This window comes from Bacteroidota bacterium (assembly GCA_030706565.1).
Taxonomy (GTDB): Bacteria; Bacteroidota; Bacteroidia; order Bacteroidales; family JAUZOH01; genus JAUZOH01.
Map to the genome: position 1 here is coordinate 1 of JAUZOH010000081.1, position 12,994 is coordinate 12,994.

Here is a 12,994-nt window from a genome sequence, read left to right on the forward strand (position 1 = left end):
AACATTTTCAAGGGTATAAGCGGCAGCTTCCTCATCGCTCAGTTGTTTTGACCATTTCACTCTGGCTAAAGGGTTAGCCCCTTTCCCCCTGCTGTTGTATTCTGCATAAAAGGTGGTTTGTTCCCGTTGGGGGTCATTCCAGTTACTCCAGCCTTCAGGACGAATACATTCATCCATAGTGCAGTTAATAAATACTGTTTTGGCAAAAGCCCTCCAGGGACGGCCCAGATATGCTTTTGTTACACCTTTATCAGCCGTTAAATGGCAGTTTTTAAAAACATATCCAAATCTGTTACCCTGTGGAGTGGAAGCAGCAGTATAATATGAATTTATTTTAATGTGAATACGGCAGTTTTCGAATAAAGCCACAGCCGAACCAAAGATAAAATCTGTAGTTCCTTCGATGTAACAATTGGAAAAATACATACGGCCTATGCCATGTGCAAATAAAGTATCCTGATTGCCTAAAAACCTGCAGTTCATGAAAACCACCTGATCAGCCACTACCCGGACAGCCACGGCTTGTCCAACGCGACCGGCGGCATTCTCGAAACTAATGTTCTCAGCCCTGAATCCTTCGGCATCAACGGCAAACGTAAAGGACGTCCAGGTATTAATAGTATCCCTGCCTGTCACTTTGGGGTTGTAATCGTCCCAGATGATCAGGGTATGTTCAGTACTTTCTCCAATTATCGTTAAATTGATTTTTGAAGAAGGAACTATCACTTTTTCGCGGTATACCCCATTTTTAACAAAAATGACTGTACGTTTACTGCAGTTGTCAGGCACAACATTGATTGCAGCCTGAATCGTCCTGAAATTTCCACTGCCGTCAGGGGCAACCACTATATCATACCCTGATGCATAAACATAACAACTACTTGTAAAAAACAATACAAGACAATAAATTAATATTTTTATGGTTTTCATGATAATTTACAATATAAATAGAATATCTATTCACCTTCATCTTTAATAATACAGATCAACTTCTTTAATAATAAAATCAGTCTGTCCGTAGAATATTAAAGAAAAAATACAAAAAATATGCATAAAACACAAGGCATCAAAATCTGCGCTATCTGGACATTTTAGTTTATGATCCCCATTTCTTTAAGCCACATTTCGCAAAGTTTGGTCCATAAATCCGTACTCCCCGGGTTTTCCCCCATTCCTATAGAATGACCGCCTTGTGGAAAAATATGCAGTGATGCCGGAATCTTCTTTTCCCTTAATGCCTGATAAAATAATATACTGTTTTGAGGATTGACAGTTTTGTCGTTGTCGGCGTGAACAATAAAGGCCGGCGGAGTTTTTGGGGTTACCTGAAGCTCGCTGGAATACTGCTCAATTAATTCAGGGGAAAGATTCTTACCCAATAAATTATCCCTGCTTCCCAGATGGGCATATTTTCCCATCGAGATCACCGGAGAAACCAACAGCATAAAATCCGGGCAGAAAGGTTGCTTGTCTAATGAATCGCCAATGGCAGAAATATCTTCGGTATGTGTACCCAAAGAAGAAGCCACATGACCACCGGCCGAGAATCCGATGACCCCTATTTTGTCAGTTTTAATATTCCAGTTATTTGAATTTGCCCGTATAAGCCTGATTGCCCTTTGAGCATCCTGTAAAGGAACTTTTGACCTGTCGATCAAATCAGGAGAAATAGGAAGCCTAGAAATCAAAACAAATGCATTTATGCCCAATGAATTGAACCATTTGGCGACATCCGTGCCGCTGCTTACATAGGCATAATGGTGATATCCTCCGCCAGGACAAATAATGACAGCTGCCCCTTTATTTTTCTCCGGATCTGCAAAATAAGTATATATACCCGGCACACCTACCCTGAAATACCGCTCGTTGACAATGCTATCCTTTAAATTTAAGCCTTTTGAATTAATCATTTTCCCGGAAGGCCACAAAGGAATAAACTCCTGGGCCGAAGCCCTTAATCCACAGATAAGAAGAATAAGACAAAATAATCTTACTTTTAAGTTAATCATTTGTTATAAATTTATTTTTAATGCCAAATAGACTTGAAGTTCAAATTCAAATGAATTGATATTTTTCTACTGAATTCATAATCTGCCCCTTATGTACGGACTTTCAATTTTAATTTAATCCAATATAAGCTTTTTCATCATAGTATTAACCCCTGGTATGTTTATGATATAAACTCCTTTAGAGAAATTCTCCATATTGATCTCTTGCGTAAAAAACCGGTTTTCTTTTTGGACCCTGATTATTTTTAACGGGCAACCAACTACATTGGTTATTGTTATTTTGATCTCACCAATAAAATCATTATCAAGCTGCAGATAGAACTTGCCCCTGCATGGATTAGGATATACGGATAAAGTGTTATTTTCAGAAATATTCTCCAGGCCGGTTGAGGAAGTAAAATTTGCAGTGACTGTCCTGTCGCTATCGGCGGTAAATGTCAAGGCCGGATTTATAGAAACATCCGTCTTCCCTTCAGTCCACTTAGAAAAATTATATCCAGCGGCAGAAGCAACCGATAATGAAACAGCCTGCCCAAAGGAGAAAGTTCCTGTACCTGAAACAGAACCGGAATTTAAAGGATTTATTTTTACAGATATAATATAGGAAGGCTCTCCGGTGGTTAATTTTATTCCACTGACAGTTGCAGAATATGTGGATACTGCATTGCCACTGGTCACCGTAACTGACGATCCGTTTTTGAAAACCAGTCCGGTAATAAAATAAGCCTTTACTCCTGACGAAGCAGAAATTTTTACATTATCCAATACCACATCATTGATTGATCGTTCAGGCAATCCCCAAAAAACACCGGCATTTGATGAACCGGAAATAGTAATATTTTTCAAAACTATATGCTGCCAGCTTGGAGTGGTTGATGTTATTGCCTGTGTTGTATCTGAAGAAGGAGTTGAGGGGGTTGACGGGTAATAACTTGTAATATAAATAGGATTGGTTACCCCGCTCATTGTAATGTTTGAATAGTAAAGATATTGCTCAGAACCGCCACGTCCGCGGGCGGTTTTCATTCTTATTCCTGAAGTAGTGCCCGTGAATGAACAACTGTCAACTTTGATATTGGAAATATCTGCTGCATAACTGCCAATAGAACAACCATGGCCCACGCCAAAAGTGCAATTTTTTATAAACACATTCTGGCTTCCGCTGTCCATGGCAATATTATCATCGCCACAAGCAATATTGCAACCGCTAATTTCAACATTGGGCGACCAAACGTCAATCCCGTCCGTATTGGGAGAAGAAGAAGGTGCGGTAATAGTAATATTTGATATTGTTGCGTTAGATGATGATTTTCCAATAGTGATGTGAACATTCGGGGCATTTTGCAAGCTGATGCCCAGCACTGCAATATTCGTGCAGGCATCAAACCTGATCATGCAGGGCCTGGAAATGGATTTATTGGCTTTATAAGCCGTCCACCAATCCGATCCCTGCCCGTCAATCAGCCCGGAGCCGCTTACTTCAATATTGTTCAGATTTTTCCCGTAGATAAAATCCGTATAATCATCCGCAGTACCTGAATTCGGATATGATCCGGCAACGGTTCCGTTACCGCTCCCATACGGAAGCATCCTCAAAACTGCCCCGCTTGAGATTTGCAGATTAATATTGCTTTTCATGGAAATTGGCCCGCTTAGGAATGTTCCGGCGGGAATAAGCACCTTTCCGCCACCAGCTAGCGAACAGGCTTCAATTGTTTTTTGTATTGAAGAAGTATTATCGATGATCGTACTGCTAACAGCACCGTAATTTGTAATGTCAAAAACGGCATTGGGAATCACAGGCAATGTGGCTGCATCAATGTTGACAGAATTTAATCCATAGCAACCAGCAAGTGAAAAGAATATGTAAAATAATCTCAACCTTAATTTCATCACTTTTATTTGACTTCAGGAACGAACCGTATCCTCCTCACTTATTGGGGTCATCAAAAAATTGCATTGAATTGCAATTTATTCATGAATTAAAAAATTGCGAATATGGCCTTGTGCCATATTCGCAATGTAAAAAAAGTATTATTTACTGCTTAACCGCCAACGGGGATCGCCTGCAGAGGAAGCCCCTGCAAATGCATGATCCTTAATGGCAAAATTACCAGCTGCAGGATTTGTAAACAATGCTGCAGCATTGCCGGCGTAACCGGTTAAATTAGGGATTATCCCTTTAGTCATAATAAAATCAGAAGTATTATAACAATTGGTAACAATAGGTGCCTGAGACCCTTCATAGCCATTCCCATAGGTAATGGTTCCCGAATTATTCACAAATCTGATACTGCTAAAGATACTATTTGTTATAGTGTAAGTTGCCGGAGCAAAAGCCGTAGCAAAATCAAAGAAATATTTCCCTGAATTAACCATATCATAGAAAGTACAGTTGGAAATATTCAAGGAAGTGATATTTCTATATTTAGACTGAATAAATATATCCATTCCCATAAAAGTAGTCCCATCAAGCGAAATATTATCAACCAGAGGGGAACTGTTCGAATCCATGGTTATCAATCCATATCCCTTAATATTAGCAACGATACAGTTGGATACGATGAAATTCGAAACCGTAATACTGCCCCGTACACGAAGAACGCCGCGGAAATCCCTTACCTGGCAATTTTTGAAAGAAACAGTGCTGAGGGTACCTGTACTCGTACTTGGATTGAAACAATAATCAGCAGTAGGATCATAACCTCCAACTTTAAGATTTTCGAATGTTATAGCACTCATACTTAATGCAGAAGGAAGAGTGATGCCTTTGGTCTTTAATTTGGTTGTATCAGTTCCCGGTAAGGCATAAAAATTGACGGCCTGTAATCCGGCTTTCACCGTTAAAGCAACATCCGTAGCACTTCTGAATACATACTTCCCGTTAGGCATCACAATGGTCAAGGAACTTGCAGTACAGGTATCCATGACAGTCTGGATTGATAAAGTATCTGCAGCAGTAAGCCATACCGTTCTCTCTGCTGCCGGTGGATTTGAGTATGTAACAACACTAAGGCTTCCCCGTTTGTTTGCATCCGTATTGTAAACATCAAGGGTATAATTTGTTGCAGCAGTCAGACCAGTAATGGTTTTCTTTCCGGCAGTTTTTTCTGTTGCGGAAATATCATATTTCTGTGCTGTTCCTCCGGCAGGAGTAACCATAAAATGAGTCACTGCCGAACCTGCAGGCCAACTGACCGTAACAGAGGTGGATGTTTTATCCGTAGGACCGACCGGATTCAAGATCTGTTCTGCTTTTGTTTTAAAAGTAGCTGAAATGTACTTGGAATCAGGCAAACCCGTTGCACTGGTAGTCTTGACTCTGGCCGAATAACTTGTATTTCCGTACAAATCGTTAAGTGAAAGATCGACTACATCGACAGAAGAAGAGAGGGTATCCGAAGATATCTGAATGGTATCGATCATATTTGTAAATGCAAGACTATCCCGGCTTAATTCCACAATATAAAGTTTAACGCCGGGCACTGTCGGCCATTCCAAAACAGCACTGGTGGCTGTGACATTATTCGCAGCTAATGAATAAGGATGAAAAGCCCGTGCATAACTGCTGTCAGCCTTAAAATCAAATTTCTCACATGAAGCTAAAACCAGCAACATCAATCCCCAAAGGGTTAAATGGCTTATATATTTTTGAATAAATCGTATTTTCATGATATAAAATTAAAAGATTTAATAATCATAAGAATTAGATAACAAACCGCGAGATTCACTGATGTTTGTGGTGAAAATTGGATAAAGGTGCCTGTTTGCGACAGGATTATCCAAACCGCTGCTAAAAAGAGTTACCCTGTTTAAGCAACTTGAAAGAGTTTTAGCATCCAGACCTGATAACCAGGTAGTTTTCAAATAAGTTATACCTTTTTTAGCACTGCCGGTAGTGTCGCGGTCAGCATAAAAATTAATATCCGATTTGTCAATGGTTTCATTATCCGATTTATACTTATAATATACAGCAACAGGAAGATTATCATAAGGTGCCTGTCTGTTAAACATTTTCGTGAGTGCATCGCGCTGTTCCTGGATCTTGGAGGATAAGAGGTTCCAGCGAACCAGGTCATATTTACGGATTCCTTCACCGCCAAATTCCAATGCACGTTCTTTAACAATAGCGTTAAAAAATGAAGGTTCATCCGTAAAGCTTTCTACATAATCATCGACTTTCTGTTTATAATAAGCTGAAGAGAAAGCCCTTGCCCTGACCTGCTTAAACACCTGTTTTGCAAGAGCTGTAGGCCCATGGTTGAGTGCATTTTCTGTCTCGGCAAGCATCAACAATACATCAGAATAACGCATCAGTACCCAGTTTATACCATAACCAATTTTACCGTTAGCCGCTAAATTCTGGCTCTTAAAGGCATCGCTCATCCAGCGCTGATCCCATTTCTGAAAATTGTATGACATCGGATTCGTCTGAAAATCCTCCTGAACTTTACCCTTGGAATTGAAGTTGTAATAAGCAATGGTAACATCCCTTCTCAGATCAACAGAATCGAACATGTAGAAATAATAAGCACTGGTATTTACAACATTGGCATTATTCCCGTATCCATATTTCGGGTTGGTATAAAATCTTACCCCGACAGAATAGCCCTGTTCACCACTACGGCCCAGTCCCATAGCCACTTCAAACATATTCTCGTAACTGTTATCCAGATCCATGTGGTTCAGATTCTTAAAAAGCTGAAGGAATGACGAATTTAACTTATGAGTTCCATTTTCAAATATTTCCTTGCATTCCTTATTAGCCAGAGTATAATAATACTCCCAGTTACTACCCCTTTCGGTTGGGAACCCGGCTTTATTGCGGATGGAGTAACCGCCACGGGACAAACACATACGGGCAATCAATCCTTTAATAAATCCTTTATTGATCCTTTCGGTTGTCAATGAAGAACTCCCTCCTACCCAGTCTACATAATTTTCAGCTTCCTGTAAATCTTTGATGCAATGGTCATAAATGGTATCCCGGTCGGTAACCGGCAAATAAACATTGGAAAGGTCATTTAAAGTAGGTTCTGTTTTGTAAGGGGCATCGCCCCAGTTTCTTGCCAATTCGAAATAGGCAACAGCCCGCAAAGCCAGAGCTTCACCCAGGTAACCCAACATGGTTTTCTTTGTTACAGCATCACCTGATGATAGTAAAGGGCTGGTACGAATACCCTGAATCACCCAGTTGGTCCTTTCAATCATGGTATATTCCTGTCCCCAGTCCATCTGCGAGTCGCTGGCTTTAGCGAAGTAATTTGACTGCCCCCGGTTACCGGTTTGGTTATACGAAGTTTCGTCTGCACCGACGAACTCTATATCAGAATTTGTTGTATAATTAAGGGACAAGCGTGCGCCATACATATTACCCTGAGTTAACCTTGCATAACATCCGTTAAGTGCATACTGGGCAAAAGTGGTTGAGTTAAAAACAACATCAGCCGTATATACGGAAGGAGAAGTCTGGTCCAAAAAATCCTTTGAACAGGAGTTTATGCCCATCACAAAAACTATTATTATAAATGAATAAAATATTTTTTTCATCTTTAATCAAATTAGAATGTTAAATTAAAACCTCCCACAAATGTTCTGCTTCTGGGATAAGCAGAGTAATCCACACCAGGAGTAAGTGGTGTGCTTCTGCGGGTATCAACTTCAGGATCTGGCCCGCTATACTTTGTAAAGCAATAAAGATTATAGCCGGTAAAGTATACCCTCAGATTAGTCAAACCCAGTCTCTGTGATATACCTTTAGGTAAAGTATAACCAAAAGTCAGGGTGTTTAACCTCAGGAAGGAACCATCTTCGATAGCCCACGAATGTAAAGGGGTACGGGTCATAACAGGGCTCCAGATAGTGGCATTCTTATTTAACTCCTTCAAACGATCGGGATCAGCATATTGACCATTATATATATTTAAACCTGTTTCAGGATCAATAATGGTAAAGCGTTTCCCAAGAGCCATTTCGTTCTGCAAATTCTGATACTTACGGGTAAGTCCAAAAGCAGTATTGTCAATTTTATTGGCATTATAGATGTCATTGCCATAAGACCAGTTAAAGAAGGCGGATAAATCAAAACTTTTATAGGTCATATTGATGCTAAACCCACCGGTATGAAGAGGATTTGCGTTTCCGATTACTGTTTTATCCCTGGCATCTATCACGGAGTCACCATTCAGGTCTTTAAGTTTCAACATTCCCGGGCCTATCAGTGAGGAGGTCAATACCTGTGAGTTGGCAACTCCGGGTTTGATTACCCAGGTATTGGTTGAAGTATTAAAGGTGAAGTCGTCAAATGAGTACATTCCATCGGTTACATATCCGTACATTTGTCCAAGGGGTTTACCTTGCTCAACTATATAATCGTCCTGCGGGTCAGCACTGCCGTTCCATGAAGAAGAGTAGGTTTTGAAATTCGACTCGCCGTTGACGAATTTATCCACTTTGTTTTTGTTGAAAGCAATGTTAAACGATACGGAAAGGCTGAAATCTTTTTTATCCACAAGGGTTGCATTCAGGGTATACTCCATTCCTTTGTTTGAGGTCTGCCCTATGTTCTGGTATTGGCTTGAGTAACCCGAGAAAGGAGGAAGAGGCGACTGGATCAGTAGGTCTTTGGTGGTGTTCCAGTAAAAATCAACTGTTCCTGAAATCTTGGAATTGAATAAACTAAAATCAAAACCGGTATTTCGAGTATAAGTGGTCTCCCATTTTAATTCGGGATTATCCAAAACAGATCCGGGCACCAACTGGCTGGCTTCCTTTTCATTTAGCCAGTATGGATTATTGTCGTTGCTGGAACTAAAAGTCATTTCACCAAGGCCGGAGGATATCCGGTTATTCCCTGCCGATCCGTAACTAACCCTTAATTTCAAATCGGATAACCAGTTGCTTTGGTTTTTAAGAAAGTTTTCTTCAGACATTCTCCAGGCTAAAGCAGCAGATGGGAAATAACCCCATTTATGATTTTTAAATTTGCTCGAACCATCAGCCCGGTAAGTAATAGTCAGTAAATACCTGTCGAAAACGGTATAATTAATACGGCCAAAATAGGATTCCATGTTTTCATCGGGACTTATGTTTGTAACCGTATTTTGAGGGGTTCCCAGATTCATAAGGGCCAGCACTTCATTTGTACCCATTGTGGCAGGGAAAAAGCGGGACTCATTGGTTATGGATTTACTGGAGGAAGAGGTAACTTCATTTCCCACCAATACCGTCAGGTTTTGGCCTTCAAATAAATTTTTCTTATCAAAAGTCAGGGTATTGGCGTTTCTCCAGCTCGAACCTTCCACATTGTTGATATTTGCAATAGGTTGCCCACCATTATCCTTTGCCTGGGAAGTAGCAGGGCCATATACATTATCGGTACGGTTTCTGTTAAACTGATATCCCCATTCAGAACGGAAAATAAGACCCGTGAAAATATTCCAGTTAATTGCAGCATTTAGATTATCAGAAAATTGTTTCTGCTTTTTATATTCATCATTGGCCGATTTTACCGGATTATATAACAAACTGGCAGTTTCCGGTGAATTGACATCATCTTCATTCAGGGTTTCAGAGCTAAAATCCCTCAAACCTTTGGTAGGTGCATATTTTACTGAATTACGCAAACGGGTGTTGGCCCCGGAACCTTGAGAAACACCGGCTCCATCCACAACTGTATAAATCAACCTGTTGTTAAAATCAAGACTTAAAGCCTTGGAGAGTTGGGTATTAATTTTAAAACTTACATTATTCCGCTCATAGCCGGAATTGATCATAATGCTTTTTTCATCAGAGCGGTTAAGTCCTAAATTGTATTTTGTAGCTTTAGTCCCTCCGGTGACAGACAAATTGTAATTCTGGTCCAAACCCGTGCGGCCGAATATTTCTTTTTGCCAGTTTGTACCTTTCATCGATTTATAAATATCTAAATCATTGTAATCGCCATAATAGCTCTTGAAAGTTGAGGATTGATCCAACTCGTATTGATACATGACATATTCATAAGGATTCATGACATCAATTGCCCTGGCCATCTTTTTGACACCCACATAAGAATTTAAGCTGACCGTGGTTTTGCCTTCAATACCGCTTTTAGTGGTCACAATAATAACCCCGTTAGCTCCACGGGCACCATAAATTGCAGTAGAAGAACCATCCTTCAAAACATCTATTGACTGGATATCCGTAGGAGGGATGTTGGAGATACTGCTTACCGGGAAACCATCAACAATATAAAGAGGAGAATTATCCTGAGTTATGGAACCTCCTCCCCTAACCCTGATCTTGATTTCAGCATCCGGAGAGCCTTCAGTCGTAGTAACCTGAACACCCGCCAGCTTACCTGTAATTGCCTCAGCTGCCGAACCAACCGGAATATCTTTCAATTGCTTATCACTTACAGAGGTTACTGCTCCGGTTAAATCTCTTTTTCTAACCGTACCATAACCAATTACCACCACTTCATTCAAGGATTTTGCACTTGCCAACATTTCCACATCCAAAATGGAACGGTTTTGTACTTCTACTTTCTGTACACGATAGCCCACATAGGAAAATTCAAGAGAAGCAGTCCCCGAAGGTACAGTAATCTTGTATTTACCATCCACATCGGTAACTGTCCCTCCTGTACCTCCGGCAACCTTAACCGTCACGCCAGGAAGGCTTTCACCTGTTGAAGAATCCATGACTTTACCGCTTACTTCCAACTTCTGAGCCATGATATTGGTCAGATTAAAAAGGCAAAATATCAGCGTAAGTAACCTTACCTTTTTAACAACATACCGGTTTAGCCCGATAAGTTCTTTTGTAAATTTATTCATAATAAATAATTTAGTTAGTCTGTTTCTGGTTCTGATAATTCTGTTTAGGCTTAATAATGGAAAATGAATTTCACAATGGAATCGTTTGCAGTAATAAAACTGCCAAAAACAAAGAGATTAAAAACAAGGTTCTGATTTTTTTCTTCATCATATTCGAGAATAAAGGTTGAAACTTTTAAAATCTTTATGAAATAGTAATTTCCGGAATATATTTTTCTTCCTTACTACATAAAAGACAAGACTAAAATTAGCAGGTTTCAATTTCTCAAACAGGGTTATGCGTACCAAAAAGCGGGTAACAGTTTTTCAAAACAGCAGAAAAATGCAGGGAATTTTATAACTTTATTAATTTCAATTTATTAGCAATAAATAAAAAATATACTACACCATACAAATGTTTTTGGTAAAAAATAAATAAAATTTAAATAACTTATTATTAACTTTGAGTTTAAAAGGGAAAAAATTAAAATGCGTTCTTTGTACAATTTAACTGAATGAAGAAATATTATAAAGCTTGATAAAATTCTAAAAATCATGAAATATTTAAGATTGACAATTTTACCCTTGCTATTTTTGTTAATTCTGACATATTCGTGTCGCAAAGAAAATGACAAATTGCCTCCTGAAACACAAGAAGGTAAAAACACATTTGGATGCTTAGTAAACAATAATCTTTGGTTAAAAGGAGGAGGATTATCATATCCATACAGCAATTTGTCTATTTTCATAGATAAAAATTTTTTTAGTATCAATGCATTAAAAATAGGCGACCAAACTAACCAGACAGTTAATCTTTATATTCATTCTCCTTTAAATGTAGGGATATATAATCTAAATAATTATAACCATTTAGGACGTTTTTTAGATAAGATAGACAATTGCTATTATAAAACAGATTCTTTATCGGCGACAGGTACCCTAGAAATCACAAAATATGATACCATAAATAAAATTGTGTCCGGGTTGTTTAACTTTAAAGCATTGAAATACAATCCTGATAATAATACAATTATAGAGAATAGCGATTCATCAGTACAAATAACTCAAGGCCGATTTGATATAAAATATATACAATAAAATTCATAATAACACAGAAATAAAGTGAAGGGAATATATGCTTTACCCGGATTTTTTTGGACAAGAAAGAGCTTTGCCCATTACTTCATTTTAAAAGGTCTTCATGTTTGATGAATATTTACTTCTAAAATTCCATCAAAAAAATTAATAGGAATGAGAGTCTTCATGCAAAAAGGTAATCAAAACCTCCGTCCCCTTTCCATGCACAGAATTAAATTCTATCGTACCCCGGTGAAGCTTGATTATTTTATAAGCCAGTGAAAGCCCTATCCCAGAACCTCTAAAACTAAGGGCGTTACTGGCCCTGAAAAAAGGTTCGGAAATTTCATTTAATTCTTTTGCGGGAATACCAATACCTTTATCTGTAATAGAAAGAAAAATCAATGTTCCATTTGCTGAAAAGGTAATGTCAACGGGTTTATCCCCCGAAAATTTACAGGCGTTATCAATTATATTGGTCAATGCTATACTTAATAAATTTTCATTCCCGTATATAGTCAGGAATTGAGGGTTTTCAGGAAGAGATTCAATATGAACAATGATTCTGCCCTTGTGATCGGTCTTTTCAAAATAATCCTTCACTTCCCATAACAGTTCATCAACTCTTATAGGTTTCCAGACTATTTTGGATAAGTCAAAATCAACCTGAGCCAGGCTAAGAAGGTTTTTCGTCAATAAATCAAGCCGTTCAGCTTCTGCAGCAATCTTGCCAAGCGATAATTCATATTCTTCAACAGATCTTTTTTTTGAAAGTGTAATTTCAGTCTCCCCAATAATGGCAGTCAAGGGATTTTTCAACTCATGAGAGGCATTACTGATGAAATGCTTTTGCATATCGAATGAATGTTCAAGCCTGTCGAGCATTTCGTTCAGAAGCTTGATCAGTTCCGTCAATTCATCATTGCTGGAGGGTTCAGTCAACCGCAACTTCAAATTGGTCGCACTGATGCGCTTTACATTCTTTAAGATATGCCCTACCGGTTGAAAAACCTTACGCGCAAAAAGCATCCCGGTAAAATAAATGAAAATGATACTGCCGATAAAGATGATCAATAAAATCCGCAATAGATGCTCCTGCTTTTTAATTCC

8 protein-coding genes are annotated in these 12,994 nt (G+C 38.9%); 1 reads left to right on the plus strand and 7 read right to left on the minus strand.

What is annotated here, in order from left to right; all coding sequences use genetic code 11:
- The 6 genes from Q8907_06190 to Q8907_06215 form a co-directional block, all read right to left on the minus strand.
- Window positions 1–930: pectinesterase family protein (locus Q8907_06190; GenBank protein ID MDP4273851.1), on the minus strand; the 930-nt coding region annotated here is incomplete at its 3' end.
- A 161-nt stretch (window positions 931–1,091) separates the two neighbouring features.
- On the minus strand, window positions 1,092–2,009 hold the full coding sequence (locus Q8907_06195; protein MDP4273852.1) for an alpha/beta hydrolase: 918 nt from the start codon (window positions 2,007–2,009) through the stop codon (window positions 1,092–1,094).
- Window positions 2,010–2,123: 114 nt separating this feature from the next.
- Window positions 2,124–3,902 carry a glycosyl hydrolase family 28 protein gene (locus Q8907_06200; protein ID MDP4273853.1) on the minus strand — a complete coding sequence of 593 codons (1,779 nt, stop codon included), beginning with the start codon at window positions 3,900–3,902 and terminating at the stop codon, window positions 2,124–2,126.
- A gap of 141 nt (window positions 3,903–4,043) precedes the next feature.
- Entirely contained in the window at window positions 4,044–5,681 is a 1,638-nt protein-coding gene (locus Q8907_06205) for a DUF5123 domain-containing protein (protein ID MDP4273854.1), read from the minus strand.
- Window positions 5,682–5,699: 18 nt separating this feature from the next.
- Complete coding sequence (locus Q8907_06210; protein ID MDP4273855.1) at window positions 5,700–7,559, minus strand: RagB/SusD family nutrient uptake outer membrane protein; 1,860 nt, start codon at window positions 7,557–7,559, stop codon at window positions 5,700–5,702.
- 11 nt (window positions 7,560–7,570) lie between these two features.
- Window positions 7,571–10,828, minus strand: a complete 3,258-nt coding sequence (locus tag Q8907_06215) for a TonB-dependent receptor (protein ID MDP4273856.1) — start codon at window positions 10,826–10,828, stop codon at window positions 7,571–7,573.
- 534 nt (window positions 10,829–11,362) lie between these two features.
- Between Q8907_06215 and Q8907_06220 the strand changes: the two genes are divergently transcribed.
- On the plus strand, window positions 11,363–11,905 hold the full coding sequence (locus Q8907_06220; protein MDP4273857.1) for a DUF6252 family protein: 543 nt from the start codon (window positions 11,363–11,365) through the stop codon (window positions 11,903–11,905).
- A gap of 144 nt (window positions 11,906–12,049) precedes the next feature.
- On the opposite strand, the gene Q8907_06225 is transcribed toward Q8907_06220, so the two are convergent.
- Window positions 12,050–12,994: HAMP domain-containing sensor histidine kinase (locus Q8907_06225; protein ID MDP4273858.1), on the minus strand; the 945-nt coding region annotated here is incomplete at its 5' end.

Excerpts from the sequence above, each read along its gene's own strand:
- Q8907_06195 (MDP4273852.1), bottom strand. The coding sequence starts at position 2,009 with ATGATTAACTTAAAAGTAAGATTATTTTGTCTTATTCTTCTTATCTGT.
- Q8907_06200 (MDP4273853.1), bottom strand. The coding sequence starts at position 3,902 with ATGAAATTAAGGTTGAGATTATTTTACATATTCTTTTCACTTGCTGGT.
- Q8907_06205 (MDP4273854.1), bottom strand. The coding sequence starts at position 5,681 with ATGAAAATACGATTTATTCAAAAATATATAAGCCATTTAACCCTTTGG.
- Q8907_06210 (MDP4273855.1), bottom strand. The coding sequence starts at position 7,559 with ATGAAAAAAATATTTTATTCATTTATAATAATAGTTTTTGTGATGGGC.
- Q8907_06215 (MDP4273856.1), bottom strand. The coding sequence starts at position 10,828 with ATGAATAAATTTACAAAAGAACTTATCGGGCTAAACCGGTATGTTGTT.
- Q8907_06220 (MDP4273857.1), top strand. The coding sequence starts at position 11,363 with ATGAAATATTTAAGATTGACAATTTTACCCTTGCTATTTTTGTTAATT.